Origin of the sequence: Bacillus sp. MMSF_3353 (assembly GCF_030733445.1) — a bacterium.
Classification (GTDB): domain Bacteria; phylum Bacillota; class Bacilli; order Bacillales; family Bacillaceae_G; genus Bacillus_A; species Bacillus_A wiedmannii.
This window is the reverse complement of record NZ_JASHJA010000001.1, coordinates 747,689-773,804: the sequence shown is the minus strand read 5'-3', so window position 1 is coordinate 773,804 and position 26,116 is coordinate 747,689. Positions and strand designations below refer to the sequence as shown.

The 26,116-nt window shown below is 36.4% G+C and carries 25 protein-coding genes and 1 other annotated feature; all 25 genes read right to left on the bottom strand.

Annotation, left to right across the window (positions count from 1 at the left end):
- Positions 1–23: 23 nt before the first annotated feature.
- The 25 genes from pyrR to RBB48_RS04170 all read right to left on the bottom strand — a co-directional run bounded on the left by pyrR (position 24) and on the right by RBB48_RS04170 (position 26,038).
- Positions 24–566, bottom strand: coding sequence for a bifunctional pyrimidine operon transcriptional regulator/uracil phosphoribosyltransferase (gene pyrR / locus RBB48_RS04290; RefSeq protein WP_001156490.1), 543 nt, complete (start codon positions 564–566; stop codon positions 24–26).
- Positions 567–769: 203 nt separating this feature from the next.
- Positions 770–1,678, bottom strand: a complete 909-nt coding sequence (locus tag RBB48_RS04285) for an RluA family pseudouridine synthase (protein ID WP_000005846.1) — start codon at positions 1,676–1,678, stop codon at positions 770–772.
- 4 nt (positions 1,679–1,682) lie between these two features.
- Positions 1,683–2,141 (bottom strand): lipoprotein signal peptidase LspA, encoded by a 459-nt coding sequence (gene lspA, locus RBB48_RS04280; protein WP_000642186.1) that lies wholly within the window; start codon positions 2,139–2,141, stop codon positions 1,683–1,685.
- A 124-nt stretch (positions 2,142–2,265) separates the two neighbouring features.
- Entirely contained in the window at positions 2,266–2,595 is a 330-nt protein-coding gene (locus tag RBB48_RS04275) for a TraR/DksA C4-type zinc finger protein (protein WP_001004658.1), read from the bottom strand.
- Positions 2,596–2,752: 157 nt separating this feature from the next.
- Positions 2,753–5,518, bottom strand: coding sequence for an isoleucine--tRNA ligase (gene ileS2 / locus RBB48_RS04270; RefSeq protein WP_097889659.1), 2,766 nt, complete (start codon positions 5,516–5,518; stop codon positions 2,753–2,755).
- A 71-nt stretch (positions 5,519–5,589) separates the two neighbouring features.
- Positions 5,590–5,814: a binding site (T-box leader), on the bottom strand.
- 51 nt (positions 5,815–5,865) lie between these two features.
- Positions 5,866–6,372 carry a septum site-determining protein DivIVA gene (gene divIVA, locus RBB48_RS04265; RefSeq protein WP_001131609.1) on the bottom strand — a complete coding sequence of 169 codons (507 nt, stop codon included), beginning with the start codon at positions 6,370–6,372 and terminating at the stop codon, positions 5,866–5,868.
- 89 nt (positions 6,373–6,461) lie between these two features.
- Entirely contained in the window at positions 6,462–7,229 is a 768-nt protein-coding gene (locus tag RBB48_RS04260) for a YlmH family RNA-binding protein (RefSeq protein ID WP_097889658.1), read from the bottom strand.
- Between the two features lie 15 nt (positions 7,230–7,244).
- Positions 7,245–7,508: a YggT family protein gene (locus tag RBB48_RS04255; protein WP_000259082.1), complete on the bottom strand. Its 264-nt coding sequence runs from the start codon at positions 7,506–7,508 to the stop codon at positions 7,245–7,247.
- Positions 7,509–7,514: 6 nt separating this feature from the next.
- Entirely contained in the window at positions 7,515–7,985 is a 471-nt protein-coding gene (locus RBB48_RS04250) for a cell division protein SepF (RefSeq protein WP_000119131.1), read from the bottom strand.
- Positions 7,986–8,004: 19 nt separating this feature from the next.
- The gene (locus tag RBB48_RS04245; protein ID WP_097889657.1) at positions 8,005–8,679 is read right to left on the bottom strand and encodes a YggS family pyridoxal phosphate-dependent enzyme; all 675 of its coding nucleotides are present in this window, start codon (positions 8,677–8,679) and stop codon (positions 8,005–8,007) included.
- Positions 8,676–9,494 (bottom strand): peptidoglycan editing factor PgeF, encoded by an 819-nt coding sequence (gene pgeF, locus RBB48_RS04240; protein ID WP_306007427.1) that lies wholly within the window; start codon positions 9,492–9,494, stop codon positions 8,676–8,678. Before pgeF ends, RBB48_RS04245 begins: the two co-directional genes overlap by 4 nt.
- Positions 9,495–9,611: 117 nt before the next feature.
- The gene (locus RBB48_RS04235) at positions 9,612–9,890 is read right to left on the bottom strand and encodes a YlmC/YmxH family sporulation protein (protein ID WP_000619414.1); all 279 of its coding nucleotides are present in this window, start codon (positions 9,888–9,890) and stop codon (positions 9,612–9,614) included.
- Positions 9,891–10,062: 172 nt separating this feature from the next.
- Positions 10,063–10,842 carry an RNA polymerase sporulation sigma factor SigG gene (gene sigG / locus RBB48_RS04230; RefSeq protein ID WP_000197753.1) on the bottom strand — a complete coding sequence of 260 codons (780 nt, stop codon included), beginning with the start codon at positions 10,840–10,842 and terminating at the stop codon, positions 10,063–10,065.
- A gap of 157 nt (positions 10,843–10,999) precedes the next feature.
- Complete coding sequence (gene sigE, locus RBB48_RS04225) at positions 11,000–11,719, bottom strand: RNA polymerase sporulation sigma factor SigE (RefSeq protein ID WP_000976947.1); 720 nt, start codon at positions 11,717–11,719, stop codon at positions 11,000–11,002.
- A 19-nt stretch (positions 11,720–11,738) separates the two neighbouring features.
- Complete coding sequence (gene spoIIGA, locus RBB48_RS04220; RefSeq protein ID WP_000261976.1) at positions 11,739–12,656, bottom strand: sigma-E processing peptidase SpoIIGA; 918 nt, start codon at positions 12,654–12,656, stop codon at positions 11,739–11,741.
- A 313-nt stretch (positions 12,657–12,969) separates the two neighbouring features.
- On the bottom strand, positions 12,970–14,124 hold the full coding sequence (gene ftsZ / locus RBB48_RS04215; RefSeq protein ID WP_306007426.1) for a cell division protein FtsZ: 1,155 nt from the start codon (positions 14,122–14,124) through the stop codon (positions 12,970–12,972).
- Positions 14,125–14,163: 39 nt separating this feature from the next.
- Positions 14,164–15,471 carry a cell division protein FtsA gene (gene ftsA / locus RBB48_RS04210; protein ID WP_048546087.1) on the bottom strand — a complete coding sequence of 436 codons (1,308 nt, stop codon included), beginning with the start codon at positions 15,469–15,471 and terminating at the stop codon, positions 14,164–14,166.
- A gap of 400 nt (positions 15,472–15,871) precedes the next feature.
- Entirely contained in the window at positions 15,872–16,642 is a 771-nt protein-coding gene (gene divIB, locus RBB48_RS04205; protein ID WP_000798232.1) for a cell division protein DivIB, read from the bottom strand.
- Between the two features lie 98 nt (positions 16,643–16,740).
- Positions 16,741–17,646, bottom strand: coding sequence for a UDP-N-acetylmuramate dehydrogenase (gene murB / locus RBB48_RS04200; RefSeq protein WP_088064306.1), 906 nt, complete (start codon positions 17,644–17,646; stop codon positions 16,741–16,743).
- A gap of 61 nt (positions 17,647–17,707) precedes the next feature.
- The gene (murG, locus tag RBB48_RS04195; RefSeq protein WP_001265424.1) at positions 17,708–18,802 is read right to left on the bottom strand and encodes an undecaprenyldiphospho-muramoylpentapeptide beta-N-acetylglucosaminyltransferase; all 1,095 of its coding nucleotides are present in this window, start codon (positions 18,800–18,802) and stop codon (positions 17,708–17,710) included.
- A 104-nt stretch (positions 18,803–18,906) separates the two neighbouring features.
- Positions 18,907–19,998 carry a stage V sporulation protein E gene (gene spoVE / locus RBB48_RS04190; protein WP_000753516.1) on the bottom strand — a complete coding sequence of 364 codons (1,092 nt, stop codon included), beginning with the start codon at positions 19,996–19,998 and terminating at the stop codon, positions 18,907–18,909.
- A gap of 90 nt (positions 19,999–20,088) precedes the next feature.
- On the bottom strand, positions 20,089–21,441 hold the full coding sequence (gene murD, locus RBB48_RS04185) for a UDP-N-acetylmuramoyl-L-alanine--D-glutamate ligase (protein ID WP_097889655.1): 1,353 nt from the start codon (positions 21,439–21,441) through the stop codon (positions 20,089–20,091).
- A complete protein-coding gene (mraY, locus tag RBB48_RS04180; RefSeq protein WP_088064308.1) occupies positions 21,442–22,416 on the bottom strand; it encodes a phospho-N-acetylmuramoyl-pentapeptide-transferase in 975 nt (324 codons plus the stop codon).
- Between the two features lie 22 nt (positions 22,417–22,438).
- Positions 22,439–23,914: a UDP-N-acetylmuramoyl-L-alanyl-D-glutamate--2,6-diaminopimelate ligase gene (gene murE / locus RBB48_RS04175; protein ID WP_048546093.1), complete on the bottom strand. Its 1,476-nt coding sequence runs from the start codon at positions 23,912–23,914 to the stop codon at positions 22,439–22,441.
- Between the two features lie 207 nt (positions 23,915–24,121).
- Entirely contained in the window at positions 24,122–26,038 is a 1,917-nt protein-coding gene (locus RBB48_RS04170; protein WP_001266227.1) for a stage V sporulation protein D, read from the bottom strand.
- Positions 26,039–26,116 lie beyond the last annotated feature (78 nt).

The window sequence follows — 26,116 nt, the reverse complement described above, 5'->3', positions numbered from 1 at the left end:
ACAGGACTACATTTAAAAGGGCTTTACTTATCGTATATGCTTACTCGATCTTGTTGATCTGTCTCTTGCAAATCAACTTCGATACGCTCTTCACTTGATGTTGGAATGTTCTTTCCTACATAATCAGCGCGAATTGGTAGTTCACGATGACCTCTATCAACAAGAACCGCCAGTTGGATTTGTGATGGTCTACCTAAATCCATAAGAGCATCCATTGCTGCTCGAACTGTTCTTCCTGTATATAATACATCATCCACAAGGATAACTTTTTTCTTCGTAATATCTACAGGGATATCAGAACCTTTTACAAGTGGTTCTTCATTTTTCGATTGTAGTGTTAGATCATCACGATATAACGTAATATCTAGCTCTCCAACTTCCATTTCTTTTCCTTCAATTTGACCAATTCGTTCTGCCAAACGTTGTGCAATAAAAATTCCACGAGTTTTAATTCCGACAAGAACACAATTATCGACACCTTTATTTCGTTCCACGATTTCATGACTAATTCGTGTTAAAGCGCGGCGAATCATTTGGTCATCTAAAACGACAGCTTTCTCTTGCATGCTCTACACCTCCAAGCTTTTTTCTTGCGTGAGAGTAATGGTATAAAAAAAGTCCTCTCAGCGTGTGCGAGAGGACTTTTGAAAAAAGGGTACAGCATACCCTATATATTTCAAACCGTTACCTTCTCAACCTCACGGGGCTGTGTTAAAGGATCATTATTTAACTGTTGTCAGTATCTCAGTTTTCTTATGATTTGTCAATACTATTTCCGTAAAATATTTAATGCGTCTTCAAACACTTCTGGAATCGGTGCCTCAAACTGAATATATTCACCAGTACGAGGATGGTCAAACCCTAAAATACCTGCGTGAAGTGCTTGTCCATTCATGTCTAATGTTTTCTTCGGACCATACTTCGGATCTCCTGCAAGTGGATAGCCAATATATTTCATATGAACACGAATTTGGTGCGTACGTCCCGTTTCTAAGCGACATTCTACAAGTGTAAAATCTTTAAAGCGTTCTAACACCTGGAAGTGTGTAACAGCATTCTTACCATTTTCATCAACTGTCATGCTTTGACGTTCTTTCTTATCGCGACCAATTGGCGCATCGATCGTTCCTTTATCATGCGGAATCACACCGTGTACAATCGCTTTGTAACGTCTTGTTACTGTTTTTGCTACAAGTTGATTTACAAGTGACTCATGCGCCACATCATTTTTAGCAACCATTAATAGTCCAGATGTATCTTTATCAATACGATGCACAATACCAGGACGCATTACACCGTTAATACCTGACAGGTCTGTACAATGGTGCATAAGTCCGTTTACAAGCGTACCGCTTGTATGCCCTGGAGCTGGATGTACAACCATACCACGTGGCTTATTTACAACGAGTACATCTGCATCTTCATAATAAATTTCTAAGCCCATATCTTCTGCTTGGATATCTAACTCTTCTGGATCAGGAATCGTTACTGTAATTTCATCGTTTTCTTTAACTTTATAATTCACTTTTACCGATTTTCCATTAACTGTAACGACATCATCTTTAATCCATTGTTGTACTTGTGAACGTGACCATTCACTGTTTATTTCTGCAACGAATTTATCAATTCGCTCACTTTTTTGTTCTTCTGCAACTGTTACTTGTACTACTTCACTCATTCAATTACTCCTTCGTTTTCTTGCCTTCTAATAATGTTTGAATAATAATTAATACAACACCAATACATAATGCTGAATCAGCTATATTGAATACTGGATAGTTGTACGAGAAAATATACACGTGAATGAAATCCACTACTTCTTGTCTAAATACACGATCAATGAAATTACCAATTGCTCCGCCTAATATTAGACCTAATGAAATCCCTAGAAGTTTGTCTGTTTTCGCATATTTTTGCATATAAATTACGATAAATACTACAAAAACGACTGTAATAATGTAGAAAAACCACATTTTATTTTCTAAAATCCCCCAGGCAGCTCCTCTATTTCGATGTGATGTTATGTATAATACATTATCGATAATCGGAATGCTCGTACCCAATTCCATGTTCTTTACAATTAGCCATTTCGATATTTGATCGATGGCAATGACAAATAACGCTATTACATAATATATCATTTTCATTTCCCCCACAAAGACAGTGTACCTCAAAATTTTAGCATAGCTGCAACCTTTTCACAATGAACCTTTATAGAAGAATAAAATAAATTAAAAAAAGGTAATATAATATCGTTGTGCGCATTCATACATTTACTTTTTCATAGAAAAATTCATGAATGGTACGGGCAGTCGGCATCGTCTTCATTTGTTTTACCGAAATGGCTCTCCCCGTTTCTTCACAAATACCATACATATCTATTTCCATTTTAAATAATGCACGTTCTACATCTTTTAAGTCCTCTTTTATATCATGTAATAGGAGTTTTTTCTTTATCTCTTCCTTAATTTCATATCCAAGCTCTTCGCTAAACTCTGTATCATATTTGTGCATGACCTCTTTAGCTAGCCTCTCTTGTAACTCTTTTCGCATCAATTGCAATTCTTCTTTGATTTCCATATACATTTCATTCACGTGTACATTCCTCCCAGCTGCAATGTACGATTAGTGTGTCCGAAATTTCTATGCTTACCTCACACACATTTTTCCTTCATAGGAAAGAGAGTGAAAGTTATTTTAATATATCATCAACAAAAAAACTGACTGTACTTACGCACAGTCAGTTTTTTTATTATTTTACATAGTTTTCTTTAACAACTGTTGCACAACGCTCACATAACGTTTCATGTTCAGCGTCTTTACCAATTGTTTCTGAAACTACCCAACAACGTTCACATGTTTCACCAGTTGCTTGAGCAACAACAACCGCTGTATGCTCATACTTCGGCGCATCTGCTGGCGCTTCTTCCATCATACCACCAAGTTTATACTCAGAAACGATGAATAATTGCTTTAAGTCTTCGCTAATAGACTCTAACATAGTTTTCATTTCTACAGTCGGATATAGCGTAATACTTGCATTTAATGACTTACCGATTACTTTCTCATTACGTGCTACTTCTAACGCTTTTAATACGTCATCACGCAGCGTCATAAATGCATCCCATTTTGTTTTTAATGCTTCCGCACCATCTAATTGTACAGCTTCTGGCATATTAGTTAATTGTACACTTTCTTCTGTTACACCCGGAATGTATGGCCATACTTCATCAGCTGTATGCGGTAAGATTGGTGTTACAAGTTTCGTCAATGCAACAAGAACATCATATAATACAGTTTGAATTGCACGACGATCTTCATGGTTTGCACCTTCAATGTATAAAATGTCTTTTGCAAAGTCTAAGTAGAATGAACTTAAATCAATTGTACAGAAGTTATGAATTGCATGATACACAGCAGCGAAGTCGTATGTTTCATATGCTTCTTTTACTTTTGTAATTAAGTCATTTAATTTCACTAACATGTAACGATCTACTTCACGAAGTTCAGCTACAGCTACTGTATTTTCACTTGGCTTAAAGTCATCTAAGTTTCCTAATAAGAAACGGAATGTGTTACGGATTTTACGATACACTTCTGCTACTTGTTTTAAAATATCATCTGAAATACGTACATCAGATTGATAGTCAACAGAAGATACCCATAAGCGTAAAATATCTCCACCTAATTGATCCATAATTTTCTTCGGTACGACGATGTTTCCAATCGACTTACTCATTTTACGACCTTCACCATCTAATACGAAACCATGGCTTAGTACGCCTTTATATGGAGCTTTACCTGTTACAGCAACTGCTGTTGATAATGAAGAGTTAAACCAACCACGATACTGGTCAGATCCTTCTAAATATAAATCAGCTGGACGTTGTAAGTCTTCGCGCTCTTCTAATACTGCTTGGTGAGAAGAACCTGAATCGAACCATACATCCATGATGTCTGTTTCTTTACGGAATTCACCATTTGGGCTACCTGTATGTGTAAATCCTTCTGGTAATAGATCTTTCGCTTCACGCTCAAACCATACGTTAGAACCGTGCTCACGGAATAAATCTGCTACATGGTTAATTGTTTCATCTGTAATAATTGGATCACCATTCTCTGCATAGAATACAGGGATTGGCACACCCCATGCACGCTGACGAGAAATACACCAGTCACCACGGTCACGAACCATATTATGAAGACGAGTTTCTCCCCATGCTGGTACCCATTTTGTTTCCGCAACAGCTTCTAATAATTCTTTACGGAACGCTTCAATAGATGCAAACCACTGTGCTGTCGCACGGAAAATAATTGGTTTTTTCGTTCTCCAATCATGTGGGTATGAATGCGTAATGAATGTTAGCTTCAGTAACGCGCCTACTTCTTCTAATTTTTCTGTAATTGGCTTGTTAGCTTTATCATAGAATAAGCCTTCAAATCCAGGTGCTTCATTTGTTAATACACCTTTATCATCAACTGGGCAAAGTACTTCTAATCCATACTTTTTACCAACAACGAAGTCATCTTCCCCGTGTCCTGGTGCTGTATGAACACAACCTGTACCTGCATCTGTTGTTACGTGATCTCCTAGCATAACTAATGAATCACGATCGTAGAATGGATGTTTTGCAACTGTATACTCAAGTTCGCTACCTTTTACCGTTTTCACAACTTCAGCATTTTCCCACTCTAACGTTTTTGCAACTGTCTCAAATAGTTCAGAAGCAATAATATATTTTTCAGCATTTAATTTTACAATAGCGTATTCAAGTTCTGGGTGAACAGAAATACCTAAGTTTGCAGGTAACGTCCAAGGTGTTGTTGTCCAGATAATGAATTTCTCATCACCTTCTAATACGTTCTTTCCGTCTTTTACAGGGAATGCTACGTAAATAGATGCTGATTTTTTATCTTGGTATTCAATTTCAGCTTCTGCTAAAGCTGATTCACTCGTTGGAGACCAGTAAACTGGTTTCTGCCCTTTATAGATATAACCTTTTTTCGCCATATCACCGAACACTTTAATTTGTTGCGCTTCATAAGCCGGCTCTAAAGTAATATATGGGTTATCCCAATCTGCACGTACACCTAAACGCTTAAATTGTTCACGTTGACGTTCTACTTGTTCATATGCATACTCTGCACATAACTTACGAAACTCAGCAACTGTCATTTCTTTACGCTTTACACCTTTATTTGTTAAAGCTTGCTCAATTGGTAAACCGTGTGTATCCCAACCCGGTACATATGGTGCGCAGTAACCAGTCATTGATTTATAACGAACAATAAAGTCTTTTAACACTTTATTTAATGCATGTCCCATATGAATGTCACCATTCGCATATGGAGGTCCATCATGCAGTACAAATAAAGGACGACCTTTCGTATGTTCTTGTACCTTTTCATAAATATTCATTTCAGCCCACTGTTCTTGCATTGCAGGCTCACGTTTTGGTAAATTCCCACGCATTGGGAACTCTGTTTTTGGCATTAGTAATGTATTTTTGTACTCCATGCTCAATTCCTCCTTACATGTATAAAAGAAACACTTAAAAAACGGAATAAAAAAGAGACCTTCTCATCCCAAAAAGGGACGAGAAAGTCTCCCGCGGTACCACCCTAGTAGATCCTATACGTATGTATACAATCCTCTTTATATTCTTAACGCGAATATACGCCTACGCTTACTCTATTTGTTCAGCGCGGAACTCCAGGGTGATATTCCCATTATCTCCTTATCCTGAGCTTACACCATCCTCAGTTCGCTATATAAGGTATGAAAAAGGTACTTATCCCTATCTTCGTTTTTCTTAATAAATATGTTGTTTAAAATTATATGTAATAATGAGAAAAACGTCAAGCTTACACTGTTTCTTCTTTTTTCAACAGTTCATCTACTTCGTCTTCTAACTCAATTAGTTTATCCCAATCATCGTTGTTTAACATTTCAAGCTGTGTTTCTAATAACATACGGAAACGAGTGCGGAATACTTTCGCTTGTTTCTTTAGCTCTTCAATATCAAAGGCAACTTTTCTTGATTTTACTAACGCTTCGTTAATAATACGGTCTGCATTCTTTTCAGCTTCACGTACGATTAATTTTGCTTCTTTTTGCGCATTACGTTTTACTTCTTCCGCTGCTTCTTGTGCAACGATGATAGATTTGTTTAACGTATCTTCAATATTAGAGAAATGATCTAACTTCCCTTCTAATTGCGCAACTTTTTCTTCTAGAGCTTTTTTCTCACGAATGACTAATTCATAATCTTTGATAATTTGATCAAGAAACTCATTTACTTGATCTTCATCATAGCCACGGAATCCGCGACCAAATTCTTTGTTATGAATATCTAATGGTGTTAACGGCACAACGCCACCTCCAAGTAGTTATCTAAATTTCCTATTTCAATTATATCTTTTCTTCGACAAAATAGGAGGATTTCCTTCTAAAAAACCAATCATTTTAGTATACCATACAAAATTCTCCATTTGTCGCGCTTTGTTCTACCTTCTACAGAAAACAATTTACTTCGTCCATATCCTCTCACTGAAAAAACATCTCCTGGATAACATTCATAAGAAGTTTGCTCCACTGTTTTCCAATTAACTTTTACTAAACCATTTTTTATGAAAGGTTGTACTTTTTGTCTGGATATATGTAACATTTCAGCTAACATAACATCTAAACGAAGTGAAGAAACCGTTCCAGATTTCTCTCCCCACGTTTCTTGCATCTGTAGAATTTTTTCTCCTTGCACTGGTGATAAGGAGACTTTCACTTTCCCTATAGATTGTAAGTTCATCTCAATATAAGATACAACTTCTTTCGCGACTACAATTTGGGCACGATCTTCTTGAAGCAAAATATCACCACATTTTTCTCTCGTTAAACCAAGAGACATAAATGTACCTAATATTTGCCTATGTTCTAGCGTATAAAACTTGGAAGGGTAGTCAATTTCCAATACTTCTACTTGAAATTCCTCTTCATTCACTACTAGATAGTCCGGATAAATGAGTGCTCTCTTACGCTCTGCATGAGGCATTGCACCATCAAACTGTACAGCAACATCCCCTTGTCCTATTACCATAGTGACAATTTGTTGTTGTCTTGGATCAAGGAAGTCTGTTAACTTCACTTGATGGTACTCCGCTGCTCGCTTCCACTCTAACACCTTATCCACAAAGACCTCTTCATCGGGTCTGAAATGTTCATAGATGCTCATGTATTTAACCTCTTACTATAAGAAATAGTTGAATATACTTATTAAACCATTCGTAGCAAGCTTTAACGTGAAAATCGCAACGAGTGGAGAGATATCAATCATACCAAGCGGCGGAATAAATCTGCGAAATGGTTCTAAATACGGTTCACAAATACGCGCAAGAATTTCTCCAAAAGTTGATTCCTTTGCACCAGGGAACCATGATAGAAGAATGTAAATAATAAGTGCCCACGAGTAGATCTCGATAGCAGTAATTAAAACGTTTAAAACTGTTACCATGGCGTATTACCACCTCTTTATATTTGTGTCTTCTTCTTCACCGAATAACTCTGAAATTGCACCAACAATATCTACATTTTCAGGGGTACACATAAATGTTTTCGGTCCTATTTTTTGAATGTCCCCGCCTATAGCGTATACAGTACCACTTAAAAAGTCAACGATACGTACAGCTTGATCAGTAGACATTCGTTGTAAATTAATCACAACAGCTCGTCTACCTTTTAAATGGTCCGAAATCCCTTGTGCTTCCGAATATGTGCGTGGTTCTAATAAAACAACTTTTGAAGATTGCTTTGCCGTTTCAATGCTCACAACATTTTGTTTCGGTTGCGCTTTTGGAAACGCAACATCTTGTTGTTCTGGCGGATCTTGCTGCTTCTTCATGTCTGTTTGCTCCTTTTCATAACTATATTGAGCTGCTTCTTTTTCTTCCGGTGTATCAAAAAAGAAGTATTTTACTTTTGACCAACTCATAATAAGATTCTCCTTCCTTTTACGCTTTTCCTACTAAAATCGTCCCCAAACGAATATATGTAGCACCTTCTTCAATTGCAATCGTGTAATCATTAGACATTCCCATTGATAATTCTTTACATGGCGCATGTAATAATTCTAGCTCCTGCACCTCTGTTTGTAGCATACACAACTCCTTAAAACAGCGTCTGATTTCTTCCTCTTCTTCTGTAAACGGAGCCATTGTCATTAGTCCCACCACTTCAATCTTATCCAATTCTTGCAAACTTTGAATAAAAGAAACGGTTTCTTCTATTGCCAATCCTTGCTTTGATTCTTCAGATGATGTTTTCACTTGAATAAAACATTTCACTTTCTTATCAGCACGTTTTTGAATTTCTTTTGCAAGTGAAAGACGATCTAACGAATGTAAATAATCAATTTCATTAATGATTTCTTTTACTTTTCTCGTTTGTAATGATCCAATAAAATGCCAATTCACTTTTGAACCGAAATGTTCGTACTTCTGTAAGAAACTTCCATTTCTATTTTCACCTAAATCGATAATTCCAGCTTCAATTACTTCGTTTGTTTTTTCAATTCCTACCGTTTTTGTAACCGCAACGAGTTTAATATCTTGCAACGAACGTCCCGCTCGTACGCAAGATTGTTTAATTGCTTCATTTACAGTTGTTAAATTTTTTTGTACTGTCACTTGTTTTCTTCCTCCTTAAAACCTATGAAACTCAACATTCTTCCTGTCTTACCTTGATCACGACGATGAGAGAAAAATAGTTGTTCTTCACAGCTTGTACAAAGAGATGACATTACAATATTCTCTTCTTTTATGCCTGATTGTACACATAATATACGATTAATTTCTTTTAAATTAATTGCGTACTGCCCATCAGAAATTTTTTTATAAGGGACAGAGCCGTTTACTACTTGCTCTGCTGCTGTTAACACTCGATCATCAACAACGTAACAACAAGATCCAATTGCTGGTCCAATTGCAACATGAATTTCATCACTTGAAATCCCTTCTGCATTCCATTTTTGAATCATTTCCTTTGCAATCTCTTTTACAGTCCCTTTCCATCCAGCATGCGCAAGTCCTATCATACCATGTGATGGTGCATAAAAATAGAGTGGAACACAATCCGCGTAACATGATGTTAGAAGAACATCATTATTAGTCGTATAAATGCCATCTGTTTTTGAAATGCCGTCTTCATATGAATAGACGCCACTTCCTTTTTCCTGTTGTCCTACTTTTTCAACATGATGATCATGAACTTGTTCAGAGCAAATCCAGTTTTCTAATGGTTTTTGTAACTTATTTGCTAAAATGCGTCTGTTTTCATGAACGTTCTCCACGATATCATTCACATGTAATCCTAAATTCATCGCATGAAAGGAGCCCGTACTTACCCCACCATCTTTTGTCGTAAATCCAGCAGTAATGTTTCCAAGTTCTTTCCACGCTTGTAAATACAGTATACCGTCCACATATTTAAATGGTTGTCTCATAAAGTGACTCCTTTTAATTAAAATAACATAAAAAAGCATGGTACTTCCTGTCTATTTTACCATACTTTTATTTTTTCATAATGCCAACAGAAAAAAAAGAGGAATTTGTAATATTCTTTATGAAATTGTCGGTGTTTGTATTGATTCTGTTACAGAATTAACAGGATTTACTCTAACAAGTATGACATCTTCCCCAATTTTCATAATTTCCTCCCAAGGAATTACAATTTCTACATCCTTCCCAAAGATCCCTAACATACGTGCCTGTTTGGAAATAATAATAGACCCGATCTTCCCTGTGTTCATATCAATTTCAATATCTCCAATATTCCCAAGCCTTTTTCCATCTGAAACATTTATTATCTCTTTCATCTGCAACTCCGAAATTCTTATCATTTTCATCCTCTCCCTTATATATGACGAATTGAAAAAACACTGTTTCTCAAATTAACAGGAAGCACCCTCTACTAATCCCATATTATTTTCATTATATGAACACAGCTTCCCTACTATGAGCGAAGACAAACTATATTACATATAAAAAGGTTTCACCATAAATGGTGAAACCTTATCCTTGAATCGTCTTATTCATTTGTTTAATAGCTGATTTCTCTAAACGTGACACTTGTGCTTGAGAAATCCCAATTTCTTCTGCAACTTCCATTTGTGTCTTTCCTTGAAAGAAACGTTTTCGAATAATCATTTTCTCACGATCATTTAAACGCTTCATCCCTTCTTTCAGTGCTAACTCTTCAACCCACTGCTCGTCCTTTTGTTTTTCATCACTTAACTGATCCATAACAAAGATAGGATCTCCCCCATCGTTATAAATCGGTTCAAATAATGAAACTGGATCTTGAATCGCATCTAATGCAAAAACAATTTCTTCATGAGTCACTTCAAGCACTTTTGCAATATCCATTGCTGTCGGTTCTTTTGAATTTTCTGCAATCAATTTCTCTCTTACTTGTAACGCTTTATACGCAATATCTCGTAATGATCGAGATACGCGAATCGGATTATTATCACGCAAATATCTGCGTATTTCCCCAATAATCATCGGCACAGCATACGTTGAAAATTTTACATTTTGGCCTAAATCAAAGTTATCAATGGATTTCATAAGTCCGATGCAACCAACTTGAAATAAATCGTCAACATATTCTCCTCTGTTATTAAATCTTTGGATGACGCTCAGTACAAGACGTAAGTTTCCATTCACTAATTTCTCTCTTGCGCTTATCTCTCCACTTTGCATTTCACGAAATAATTTACGCATTTCATCATTTTTTAGTACGGGAAGTTTAGCTGTATCAACACCGCAAATTTCTACTTTGTTTCTCGTCAAAGTGTTCCCTCCTATCGGGAGTTGCTGTACAGTGTAAAGTATTTCCTTTGAAGGGGATTTTATGCATGCGGTTTTCTCTTCATTTTTCATTTTCGTTGTCTCTTCTCATACAACGAAAGAGAATAAGACCAGCCTAGATAACGGCTGGTCTTATTCTTTACACCATTTTATTAAATTCTTTTCGTAATCTTTTTATGATTCTTTTTTCTAAACGCGAAATGTATGACTGTGAAATCCCAAGCATATCCGCCACATCTTTTTGCGTCTTTTCCTCTTCTCCAGCAAGCCCAAACCGAAGTTCCATAATTTGTTTTTCACGATCATTTAATTGATGCAATGCTTTCATTAGAAGATGACGATCTACAGTAGCTTCTAAATCTTTTGTAATAATATCATCATCTGTACCTAATACATCTGATAACAAAAGTTCATTCCCATCCCAATCGATGTTAAGCGGTTCGTCAAAAGAAACTTCTGAACGATTTTTATTATTCCGACGCAAATGCATTAAAATTTCATTTTCTATACAACGTGAGGCATATGTCGCTAATTTTATTTTCTTTTCCGGATTAAATGTATTCACTGCTTTAATAAGGCCGATTGTTCCTATACTAATCAAATCTTCAATATTTATCCCTGTATTTTCAAACTTTCTTGCTATATATACAACTAACCGTAAGTTGCGTTCAATCAGTAACGATCTTGCTGCCTGATCTCCTTTTGGCAATTTATTCAAAAGAACTTCCTCTTCTTCTTTCGTTAACGGTGGTGGCAACGCTTCACTTCCACCGATATAATAAATTTCATCGGTCTTAATTCCTAATTTCAACAATACTTTATACCAAAGGTATACTAAATAAAATTTTAATTTCATCATATTATCCCGCCTCCCATTATTAAGCAATTACCATTTTTTGCGAAATTAACATTTTCGGATGCACAATACATTGATACTCTCCATTGGTTGACAACTGTTGTGTATTTAATCCAATCAATACTTTGCTGACTACAATAGAACTACCTTCATGATAAATTTGCACACTGTCTGGCTTAATTGCCCATAAAAATTGATTCTCTACTCCTACTGCTCTGAAAGGAATTAAGCGTAATTTTGTCGCCCAGCCAGAATCATTTTCTGGTATTTGAGGAATCTCTGTTTTGGAATAAATTTGTTCTGTTAACCAAGCTGGCAAGCAATGCTCTAATGATGAAATATGCATAATCATAACGGGTGTTTTTGTTAACGGGTCGTAAAGTTGGTTCCCACTATCAATTAAACCTGCGAGTTCTAGTTCCTCTTCAGCTAATTGAATTTTCAATTTCACAATTTGGTCATAGTGTATTTTTGTAACCTCTACGCTTTCAATACGCTTTTTAGAAAAATAATAAATTACTGGAAAACCAAAAACAACAAACAGCCAGCTAATTGGATCACCGTAAGAAATTGATTGAGATTGAACCAATCCATTTACCATTTCATTCGTTTGCAAAAAGAAATGAGTCCCAATTAACCCTCCGCCAACCATAAAGGTTACAAAGTAAAAAGTAAAAACAGTTTGTGCATAGTTTCTAAACGTTGTAAACCCAAATGCTGTATACACAATAAGTAACGAGTACAGTAGTTTCATAATTGGATGTGTCATCATAGAAGCAAAAGGAGTAAAGGCAAAAATAACAATGGTTGAACCTATAAATGCCCCTAACACAAGCCTCCATCTTTTGATCTTCTTTTTTAACACGGTTGCTGTTAATAAAAGTAAAAGAAAATCAATGCAGGCGTTTAACAACCAAACAACGTCGGCGTAAACAACCAAACAATTCACCTCTTTTTTTAAGTTGAGACTAGTATAATGCATATCCAATAGGAAAGTGTGTCAATTTGCGGAGGTGTTTTTTTGTTATTTTGTGCTTTCTAGACAAAATCTGTCGGTAAAAAATAAAAGTATATGTTTCATAGAATACTATATCTTTTTACTTATATATTAAGTGAAACTTTAATCACCCCGCACCAATCAGGCTGCCCAGCAAATAGCGGGCTAAATCGAAATATATAAAATAAAAAAAGACCTGCTTAGCAGATCTTTTCCCTGTATAAAACAAAAAAGGAGCATAAAAGCTCCTTTTCTTTTATCGTCTACGACGGTTACGTAAGAATGCTGGAATATCGATGTCATCTGAATCTGTATGACGCTCATGCACAACCGGCTCTTCACGTTTCATTTCACGCTTAACTTCACGTTGTTTTGAAGGTTGAGCTACTTGCTGTTGCTGTTGTTGCGTGTGATTCGCAGTCGGACGGATAATTGGTTTTGGTGGCTGCGTCGAAGCACTATCATCAAAACCAGTTGCAATTACAGTTACAACGATATCATCTTTTAATCCTTCATTAATAACAGAACCGAAGATCATATTTACTTCTGGATCTGAAGCTGAAGCTACAATGTCTGCCGCTTCTTGTACTTCATATAAGCTTAAGTTAGCTCCACCCGTAATGTTCATGATAACACCTTGAGCTCCATCAATAGATGTTTCTAATAATGGACTAGAAATCGCTTTTTTCGCAGCTTCAGCAGCACGATTTTCTCCATTACCAGAACCAATACCCATTAAAGCAGAACCTCTATTAGACATAATTGTCTTTACGTCTGCGAAGTCTAAGTTAATTAAACCTGGTGTTGCAATTAAATCAGAAATACCTTGAACACCTTGACGTAATACGTTATCTGCTTCACGGAATGCTTCTAACATCGGCGTATTTTTATCAACAATCTCTAATAAGCGATCGTTTGGAATTACAATAAGTGTATCTACATTTTCTTTAAATGACGCAATACCAGATGCTGCTTGCGTTGCACGTTTACGTCCTTCAAATGTAAATGGACGTGTCACAACACCAACTGTTAATGCACCTAATTCTTTTGCAACTTGAGCAACAACTGGAGCTGCACCAGTTCCAGTTCCGCCGCCCATACCAGCAGTTACGAAGACCATATCCGCACCACGAAGTGCTTCTTGGATCTGTTCTTTACTTTCTTCTGCAGCTTTTTTCCCTACTTCAGGGTTTGCACCTGCACCAAGTCCACGTGTTAATTTTCCACCAATTTGCATTTTTGTTTCAGCTTTTGATAGATTTAATGCTTGTGCATCAGTATTCACAGCGATAAAGTCTACACCTTGTACACCGTGTTCAATCATACGGTTTACAGCATTGTTTCCGCCACCGCCGACACCGATAACTTTTATATTTGCTAATTGATCTTGAGTAGTATCAAACTCTAACATGTCGAAATCCCCCTAGAACCTCATTTTTCGTGTCCAATTTTAATCCCATAAATAACGGAATACACGTTTTACTTTTGACATCATACGTTCATCATTTTGATTATTATTGTTTTGATTACGAGTTTTTTGTTTCGCAGGTTGCTGTTGTACCGGCGTTGGTGCTGGTGCTGGTACTGGTTCAAAATGTTCTTGCTTTTCCTGCACATTTTTTCCACGTAATTTAGCTTTTTGATAAGAATGTTTAATTAATCCTACTCCACTTGTATATTGGGGCTCACGCACACCAATATAATCAGGAGTCGCTATACGAACATTTTCATGTAAAATATCATATGCAAGATCAAGAACACCCGGCATAGAAGCAATTCCACCAGTTAGTACATAGCCAGAAGCTACTTGCTTTACTCCTAACTTACGCACTTCATCTTGAACAAACATTAAAATTTCCTCTACACGAGCCTCTATTATATCCGATAATTCCAACTGAGAATATTGTTCTGTTTGATCGCTTCCCATAATAGGAACCGTAAACATCTCTTCTTCAGATGCTGTATCATAAAAAGCATGTCCATATTTCAACTTTATTTGATCTGCATTGTCTGTTGAAGTTTTCAACCCAATCGCAATATCCTTCGTTATATGGTCTCCACCTAACGGTAATACGCTCGTCGCTTGTAACTCTCCATCTTTAAAAATAGATAAAGTTGTAGATCCTCCCCCCATATCAACAAGGGCTACTCCTCTATTTTTTTCATCTGAAGATATAGCAACTGTTGCAGCCGCTAAAGGTTGAAGACAAATATCAACTATTTCAAGACCTGCTTTTTCTACACAACGAAGTAGGTTATGTAGTAAAGTCCTCGAGCCTGTTATAAGTGTACCTTCCATTTCTAATCTTACACCGATCATCCCGCGTGGATCGTTAATCTCGTCAAGACCGTCTACGATGAACTGTCGAGGTACCACATCAATAAACTCACGCTCTGGAGCAATTGACACAACTTGTGCTGCATCTAGAACGCGTAAGACATCTTCATTCCCGATTTCACGATCTTCATTTGAAACAGCGACTACTCCGTGACAAGGAAGTAGCTGTACCTGGTTTGCATTGACACCTACTACAACTTGCTCAATGTGGATTCCCACCATGCGCTCAGCTTGTTCAATTGCTTTTTTAATTGATCGAACAGTCTCGTCTATATCAACTATCGATCCCTTCTTTAAACCATTTGATTTTACATTTCCAACACCAATAATGTTTAAGCTGTCATTAACCATTTCACCAATGATGACTTTAACATTGGATGTACCGATGTCAAGACTAACATATATTTCATTGCTGTTCATTCTTTGGCACCTCCTTCTTTATTTATACCATACAACTCAATATATGGAACAACAATCGCAACTTTACTATTTATAAGAAAAATATTCAACGTCTTTATACGTTTCCCTTTTTTAACCCTATATTTTTCTTATTTTTATTTAACATTCATTTAAGAATATCGCAGTAAACTTTGAATAACTGCTTATCTTGAAATAATTCTATTTCAAGTGTAAAGATTACCGCCAAGTATAAGTCTACACTAAGATGTACTCATAGAAAAGTGAAACTTGTACCAATCCTAGTATGAATCTAAGAATTTTTACATCTTTTTCATCAAATGAACCATTCTTGTAAATTCAGATGCATTCAATAGAACGTTCGTTTCGTTTTTTCTACAGGAACGTAGTAAAAACTATCGTTCTATTCTTTTTTTTCTTCCGCTCCTAATTCTTTCGTATATGCCCCTACTTCTAAATCAATTAATACCTTTTTACCCGGCTCAATTGTTTTTAAGATAAGCGGATAAGCTTCCATACGCTTTGCGAAATTTTGAATCGTAGTGCTCACTTCGTACCCTTCGTTCATATATAAAGTAAGATGATCTTCATTCGCATTCGTCGGTGAATAACGAATTTCAGAAATAGACCTTAAAATAGTTGGTGTTAATTTTTCAAGCTCAGCAATTAACTCCTTCATTTTTTCCTCTTTAAAAGGTTCAAAAATTGGTGCTGCAACAGGAAGTTTTCCGTTCGGAAGTACATCAAGTGTTTTCCCGTTCTCTAGTAACGGTTGTAATTTCCCATCTTTGTTTATATAACCAATCGTTAAATATTCTTCAATATGAACATCAATTTTATTTGGAAAACGTTTTTTTACATTTACTGCTTTAATTTCTTTTCGTTTCGTTAGGTTTTCTTCTGCTTTATGTGCTGTCACTCGGAAATAACTTGTATCATACGTCACACCTGATTCCTTCATCACTTGTTCATCTGTCATATAATGATTTCCAAACACACTTATCTTTTTGATATTGCTTAGCGGAGACCGAAAATAAATTAAAAAGAGCACTAATAAAAATAAAATTGATATGTATAAAATCAACCGATGATTAACATTTTTCTTGTTTTTCTTCTGTTGATTTTTTAACTTTGGTACACGATCCTGTAGTTTAATCACTTTACTATTTTTCATGTACGATCCCCCTACGTAACATAAAAAACGGCATGTTCCTCATGCCGTTCTTATCTTCTTATTATAACATAAATGATAATGAGCGGAACGAATAACCGTTATCTTCCAATGATTTCTACTTCTGTATGCATTTCTACGCCAAATTTATCCTCGATTGTTTGTTTTATTAATGCAATTAAAGATAAGACATCTTGCGCACTGGCTCCCCCAGTGTTAATAATAAAATTCCCATGCATTTCAGAAATTTGAGCTCCGCCTATTTGATAACCACGAAGCCCCGCCTTTTCTATTAAGTCTCCTGCAAAGTATGGGATTGGATTCCGAAATATGCTTCCTGCACAAGGATGATTCCACGGCTGTGTTTCACGACGGTAGTCTTTATTCTTTTGCATGACGCTTACGATTCCCTCACGCTCCCCTACCTGCAATTGAAACTCAGCTTCCAAAACAATACCAGGACGTTTCGTTTGCAATACAGAAGTACGATAGGAAAACTCCATTTCTTCATGTGTTAACCAATCAATTGTTCCGTTTTCAAACAAAATAAGAGCTTTTGATAATATGTTTGATATATCCGATTTATGTGCTCCTGCATTCATATACACTGCACCACCAACACTTCCTGGAATACCACTGGCAAATTCCAGGCCAGATAACCCTTGACGACTAAGTAAAGTTGATAATTTAATAAGGGGATACCCACCACCAACTCTTACTCTATGTTTTTCGACTTCTAAGTGGTCTAATCCTTCTCCTAAACGAATAACGACACCTTCTATACCTAGATCAGATACAAGAAGGTTCGAACCTCGACCAATTACAGTCCACTTTGTTTTATATTTTTTTACTAACTGCAACGTTTTTTCAATACTGGCAACATGCTTTGGCACAATTAAAATATCAGCTGGTCCACCTATTTTCATAGTGGTATAACACGCTAACGCTTCATTCACTAACACGCGACCAACATTTGCTTCTATAAGCTCATTTACTAATTGCTCCATAAACAATCTCCCCCATACTAAGTATCCTTATTACAGTAGTATGCAGGGCGTTCACCTAACGTTATTTTTTTACAAGCTTATTCATTACTTCATACAGCTTATTTGCTGCATCTGGAATACCTAATTGCCCCGCAGCCAGCTTCATATTTTGTAATGTTTGTGCATCCAATAAAATCTCATCAATATCACGAATAAGCGTTTCTGCTGTTAAATCTTTTTCAAGCAACATTTTTGCTGCTCCTTTATCGACAACGGAACGTGCATTCTTTTCCTGATGGTTATTTGTTACGTAAGGACTCGGTATTAACACACTTGGCTTACCTAACGCGGTTAATTCTGCAAGTGTTGTTGCCCCCGCTCTTGAAACAACAAGATCTACACCTGTAAGTACCTCTGGCATATTATGAATGAAAGGTTTAATAATAACATTATTCGGATTCCCTTTTTGCTTCACTGCTTCCATCACTTTGTCATAATGAACTTCACCTGTTACATACAATATTTCGTAACTTTTATTTCCAAACTGTTCAATTGCCTCTACGAAAGCATCGTTAATCGGTCTAGCCCCACGACTTCCACCAAAAATAAGTACCGATTTTTTAGGAAGAGATAAACCTACTGAACGTTTTCCTTTCATTCCATTCTGATCCATTACTTCTGATGCTCTTGGATTTCCTGTCATCACCACTTTTGACTGTGGAAAATGTTCTGCAGCCGCTTCAAAACAAACCGCAACTTTATCAACATAGCGGCTTAAAAATTTATTCGTTACACCAGGTACACTATTTTGTTCATGTACAATGGTTGGAATACCTAATTTTGCTGCAGCATATACAACTGGTCCACATACATATCCACCCGTTCCAATCACAATATCTGGATTAAAACGACGAATATATCGTTTACTATCTTGTACACCCTTTAGGAAACGCATCACCGTTTTCACGTTATCTAACGATATTTTACGCTTAAATCCACTTATAACAATAGATTGAAACGGTATGCCTGCTTTTGGAACGATCGTGCTCTCTAATCCACTCTCCGTACCAATATATAAAAACCTTGCTTCCGGATTTAATTTTTTTATTTCTCTTATTAGAGCAAGAGCCGGATAAATATGACCTCCAGTGCCCCCACCACTTACTAATACACGCACTACTAACTCCTCCGCTTCTCTTTTCTTATTTCAGTCGTATTTATTTCTATATACATCATGTTTCTTCGCGCACATACGAAAAACCCTGTCTTATAAAACAGGGTTTAGTAGCGAGAATGGCGACTTATATTTAATAATACACCTACTGCCATTAACATTAATGTCAAACTTGATCCACCATAACTTAAAAACGGCAAAGTAATACCTGTAACAGGCATCAATCCTGTTACAACACCAACATTAATCATTACTTGAATCGCAATCATCGCCACAATACCTACTGCTAAAAACGTACCATATAAATCTGGCGCTCCTAAAGCTATACGAATCCCACGCCATAATAATAGACTAAATAATAATAACACAAATGAACCACCAATAAAACCTAATTCCTCCGATAAGATCGCAAATATAAAGTCTGTTTGCGGTTCAGGTAAATAAAGAAACTTTTGTCTACTTTGTCCAAGTCCAAGCCCGAATAATCCACCAGGTCCAATTGCGAGTAACGATTGAATAATTTGAAATCCACTTCCAAGCGGATCTGACCACGGATCTAAATATGATGTAATACGTTTCATTCGATACGGTGCTGATGCAATTAGCCCTACAAATCCTGCTACACCAAGCAAACCAAACATTGCAAAGTGAAATACCCTTGCTCCCGAGATAAATATCATAATAATACATGTTCCAACCATTACAGTTCCTGTGCCAAGATCTGGCTGTAACATAATCATCCCAAAAGCAAGAAATACAAAACTAAGAGCTGGTAGTAAACCACGTTTAAAAGAGGTAATTAATTTTTGTCGTTCCGCTAAAAATTTTGCTAAGAAAATAATCATCGCAAACTTCATAAATTCTGACGGTTGAATGGAAAATGCCCCGATTCCAATCCAACTTCGCGCACCTCCTCGAACAAGTCCTACCCCAGGAATAAGAACAAGAATAAGAAGAATGAAGCAAACTAGCAAAATTACTTTTGAATACGTACGCCACACCCAATAATCAATTTTCATAATTAAAAACATAGCCACTACACCAATACTTGCAAATAGCAATTGCCTTTTTGCAAAAAAGAATGAGTCCCCCATTTTATAAGAGGCCCAAACCGCACTCGCACTATACACCATAACCATTCCGATTGTTAACAACGCAAGTGTAACGATGATGAGAATAAAATCAGGCGTTTTCTTCATTACCCATAAACACCACCTCTTTAGGCAGAAACTTTTGCCCTATGTAACAAAACATCAGTAGGTGTTAGCCTACTGATGTTTTGATTTACTTTATATAAGTTTATGCACAGCTTGTATAAAAATGTCTCCTCTTTCTTCAAATGTTTTAAATTGATCCCAGCTTGCACATGCTGGAGAAAGAAGAATTACATCGCCATCTGTAGAATGAGCATAAGCTTTCACTACCGCTTCATCTAAAGTATCGACACTTTCAATTGTATCTAATCCCGCTTTTTCTGCAGCTCTTACTAGTTTTGGAGCTGTTTGTCCAAATGTTACAATTGCTTTTACATTTTTGAAATATGGAATTAAATCATCGAATTCATTTCCACGATCAAGCCCACCTGCTAATAACACAATCGGTTGTGTAAACGCAGATAAAGCTTTCTCAGTCGCTAACATATTCGTTGCTTTTGAGTCATTATAAACCTTACGATTGTTAATAGTTGTTACATATTCTAAACGATGTTTTACACCTGTAAAACGTTTTAATACCACCGTAATCGCTTCATTAGAAACACCCAATAATTTTCCGATACTCATCGCTGCTAAAATATTTTCTAAATTATGTTGACCAGGTAAAACGATATCGCCTACTTCAACAACTTTTTCACCTTTAAAACAAAGAGCATTCTCTTTTATACACGCACCATCTTCAATTTCTTTCTTTGTCGAGAATAGTACTTTTTGCCCTTTACTATAAGCAGATAAAGCCATCACATCTGCATCATCTGCATTTATTACACTATAATCATTTTCTGTTTGGTTTTTAAAAATATTTGCTTTTGCTAAACCATATTCCTTCTTCGTCCCGTGATAATCTAAGTGGGCCTCAAATAAATTTAAAAACGCAGCAATTTTAGGTTGGAACAATTCTACTCCCATCAGTTGGAACGATGAAAGCTCTGTAACTACAACTTCATTTTCTTTTGCATCCTGTGCTACTTCACACGCTACAGTTCCTATGTTCCCTGCAATTATAGGATGCTTTTGTCCTTCTTTTAGCATTTCAAATGCAAGCATTGTCGTCGTCGTTTTACCGTTAGACCCCGTAATCCCAACAAATGGCGCTTCTGAAATACGATATGCTAATTCAACTTCCGTAACAATTGGGATTTGCTTTTCTTTCGCAGCAACTAATATTGGATTAGAATACGGGATTCCTGGATTTTTTACTACAAGAGAAATATTTCTCTCTAACAATTCTAAAGGATGACCACCGCATACAACGTCCATTCCTTTTGCTTGTAATTCTGCAGCAAGTACATTATCTGCTAAAGGCTTTCCGTCATTTACAATAACATTTGCCCCTAATTTTTGTAACAACGTAGCTGCTGCATAACCACTTTTTGCAATGCCTAATACAAGAATATTTTTATTTTGAAATTCAGTTACAGTTTTCAATTACATCCACACCCCGATATAAATTCCTAACACAGCTAATAAAAATCCTACAGACCAAAATGTCACAACAACACGCCACTCTGACCAACCACATAATTCATAATGATGGTGTAATGGACTCATTTTAAAGACACGTTTTCCTGTTGTTTTAAAAGAAATGACCTGAATAATAACAGATAAAGTTTCCATTACGAATACTCCACCAATGATTACAAGTAGTAATTCTTGTTTTAATAAAATCGCTACAGCTGCAATGGCTCCACCTAAAGCTAAGGAACCTGTATCTCCCATAAACACTTTCGCTGGATTTGCATTGAATACTAAAAATCCAAGTACAGCTCCTACAACTGCCATACAGAATATCGCTACTCCAAATTGCTCTTGCGCTACTGCAATAATACTAAAAGCTCCAAATGCAATAGCAGCTGTTCCTGATAATAAACCATCTAAACCGTCAGTTAAGTTAACTGCATTTGATCCACCAATAAGCATAAATAATACAAGTACAAAATACGCCCAACCTAGTTCAAACTTAACATCTGTTCCCGGAATCATGATGTATGTGTGGAGCGCTTGCCCTTTTCCAATTAAAAAGAACGCAATAGCAATAACAAGCTGACCTACTAATTTTTGTTTTGATGTTAAACCAAGATTTCTCTTCTTAACTACCTTTATGTAGTCATCTAAAAATCCAATTAATCCGTAGCCAAATGTCACTAATAATAATAACGAAACCTCTGCACCTAAATGATTAAACTTAATCGCCATAATAAGTGAAGTTACCATCATAGATACATATATGACAATACCACCCATTGTAGGTGTCCCTGATTTTTTTTGATGTGACTTTGGTCCCTCATCACGAATACTCTGTCCGAACTTTAATTTCCTTAAAAATGGAATAAACAATGGCGAAAGGGCAACAGAAATTAAGAATGCTACCCCAGCCGTTACTAATAAACCTTGCTCAAGCACATGTAGTCCTCCTCTCATGTTGTTACTCTTCGTTGTTTAAACGCTCTGTAATTGCTTCTTTAGCGACTTCACGATCGTCAAAATGATGAACGTCTTTACCAATAATTTGATACGTTTCATGACCCTTACCAGCAATAATGATGATATCTTCAGCTTTCGCGTTAGCAATTGCATGGTATATCGCTTCTTTTCTATCAATAATTACTTCATAATTATTCCCATTTGCACCCTGCACCATATCATCTAAAATAGCCCCTGGCTCTTCACTTCTTGGATTATCTGAAGTGTAAATTGCATGAGTTGCATATTTTGTTGCAACACTTGCCATGATTGGTCTCTTTGTTCGATCTCTATCTCCACCACAACCGACGATGCAATATACATCGCCTTTTGCAAACTGTTTTGCTGTTTTTAATACATTCTCTAAGCTATCTGGTGTATGTGCATAATCAACAATAACTGTATAATTTTGTCCACCATCAACTACTTCAAAACGTCCTGGAACTCCAGCTAGTTGCTTTATTACATCAATAACCGTTTCTAAACTTACACCAGAAACAAGTCCTGCCGCTGTTGCCGCTAGTACGTTATATACATTAAATTTCCCAATCAATTTCATCGTAACATTTACACTTTCATACGGTGTTACAAGCGTAAATGTAGTTCCAGCACTCGTCATAACGATATCTTTGGCCATAATATCACTTGTTGTATCAATTCCATACGTTACAACAGTTGCCGCAGTACTTCTCATATATTCCGCAGTTACAGCATCATCGTTATTCAGTACCGCGTACTTTTCACGATCATGGTTATAACTATTGCCAAGTTGTGCAAATAGCAACCCTTTTGCATGTTTATATTCTTCCATCGTTTTATGATAGTCTAAATGATCTTGTGTTAAATTTGTAAACACTGCTACATCGTAATCACATCCGTGTACACGACCAAGATCTAAAGCATGTGACGAAACTTCCATTACTGTACTATCTACACCGTGCTCAACCATTTTTAAAAATGTCTGTTGAAGTGTTAGTGCATCTGGTGTTGTATTTTTCACCTCAAATGTTTCATCACCGATTTTCATATTAATCGTTCCAATTAGCCCCGTTTTATGACCATGTGCGCGCATAATCTCATCCATAATATGCGATGTTGTTGTCTTTCCATTTGTACCTGTAATTCCGATTAAATGTAACTTGTGTGTTGGTTGACCATAAAAATAATCAGCTAAAACCGCTAACGAACGAAAAGTGTTTTTCACAAGTACAACTGGAACGTCAACATCAATTGGTCTTTCCGCAACAATAGCAGCCGCTCCTTGTGCCGCTGCTTGCTTAGCAAAATCATGGCTATCAACCGTATATCCTTTCATACATACAAATAAGCTTCCCTCTTTCACTTTACGTGAATCAGCTTCTATAGATGTGATTTCTGGATTTTCTTTTGGAACAACTGGAAAATCATGCAAACATGATAAAAGTGTATGCAACTTCATTTCACTAAACCCTCTCTACATTGTGTATTTATCTCTTTTTTAATAAGCAACACGTTACCTCCTAAATATGTAAAATAGGAGGTAAGTGCTACTGTGTCTAATAAATAGACTTATTTATAATTGGGGCTCTTACAGCCTCAAATTAAGTAACTCTTCTATAAAGAACTCACTTCCACCAATTGTACCATAAAACGTACTAGGTTACCTTTAATTCCCGAAGTAAATTCTAATTTTTGAGCCTTCTTTCACTTTAGCTCCTGCTTCTGGGGATTGTTTAATTACTTTCTCTCCGTCTCCACTTATATCAAGCTTCAAATCGACGAGTTGTGTCTGTAAGTCTTTCTTTTTCATACCAATTAAATTCGGAACTTCCACAGTTGGTGTATCGCCCCATTTATATTCTCTCTCAACTTGTTCTTTTCTCGGTTTCACTCCCATAACAGGAAGTGCATCCCGAAGAATATTCCCAACAATTGGAGCTGCTACTACTCCACCAAATTGCGTTACACCTTTCGGATTATCAACAGCAACATAGACAACAATTTCCGGATCATCCGCTGGAGCAAAACCGATAAAAGATACTATATAATTATTCTCTAAATATTTACCATCTTTCACCTTTTGAGCCGTACCTGTTTTTCCACCTACACGATACCCATCAATGAAAGCACCTTTACCAGATCCCTTTGCTACAACATTCTCTAATGCATACCGAACTTTTTCTGAAGTTTCCTTGGAAATAACTTTTCTTTTTTCCACAGGTGTCTTTTTACTTACAACTTGATTATTTTTCGGATCAATAAATTCCTTAGCTATATACGGTTGATACAATGTCCCACCATTTACAGCCGCTGCTACTGCTGCTACTTGTTGAATTGGTGTTACAGAAACTCCTTGACCAAATGAAGTAGTTGCTTGCTCGACTGGACCGACTTTATCTAAATTAAATAAAATCCCACTACCTTCACCTTGCAAATCAATTCCGGTTTTCTGTCCAAAGCCAAAATTACGAATGTATTTAAACAATCGGTCTTTACCAAGACGATCACCAAGTTCAATAAATCCTGGGTTACATGAGTTTTGAACTACTTCTAAAAACGTTTGGCTACCATGGCCTCCCGCTTTCCAGCATTTCAATCTAGCTCCACCCACTTCAGCTGCTCCATCATCATAAAACGTATCTTTCTCTAAGTCTACTAAATTTTCATTCAAGGCTGCTGCTAACGTAATGATCTTAAATGTTGAACCAGGCTCATACGTACTCCATACTGGTAAATTTCTATTATACACTTCTGGAGAAACACTTTGAAAATCTGCTGGATCAAAACTCGGCCGACTCGACATACCTAAAATTTCACCATTTTTCGGATTCATTGCAATCGCAATCATACCATCTGGATTATATGTCGACTCTGCAATATTCATTTCTCTTTCCATAATTCTATTAATACGTGCATCAATTGTTAAACCTAAATTCAAACCAGCTTCTGGTTTTTTGAAATCATCGCCAACATTAGGCATCCTTTGTCCTTTTGCATCTGCAAAAAAACGCACATGACCTTCATCACCATTTAGCTCTTTATCATAATATTTTTCCAGTCCCATAAGACCTTGGTTATCACTACCTGCAAACCCTAATACGTGTGATAAAAAGTTGCCAAATGGATAGTACCGGATAGAGTCCTCTGCGATATAAACACCTTTCAAACTTAATCCTCGTACCTCTTTCGCTTTATCATGTGATATTTTCCTTCCGCCTTTATCTAACCTTACAATTGATTCTTTTTTTGTAATTCTCTTATAAATCTCATCTTTTTCCACACCTAATACTGCAGCTAACTTCTCTGCAGTCTCTGCTGGTTTTTCAATTTGCCTCGGTACAACAAAGACAGTTGGGGCACTTTTATTCGTAGCAAGTTCCACACCATTCCGGTCTAAAATTTTCCCACGTTCAGGTTCAAAAGTAATATTTCGACTCCATGAATCCTTCGCACGATCCGTTAACATATTGCCAAGAAAAAATTGCACATATCCAAGACGAATATCGATGATAGTGAAAATAAGTATACCTGATATGAGTATAAAAATAAGTCGTTTTCTAACCGTTACATTTGATACACGCATATTGGAACAAGCCTCCCTTACGCCTAGCTTGTTCCAATATATGCTTGTACTTATTTAATTAGAACTTCTTCTCTTTTA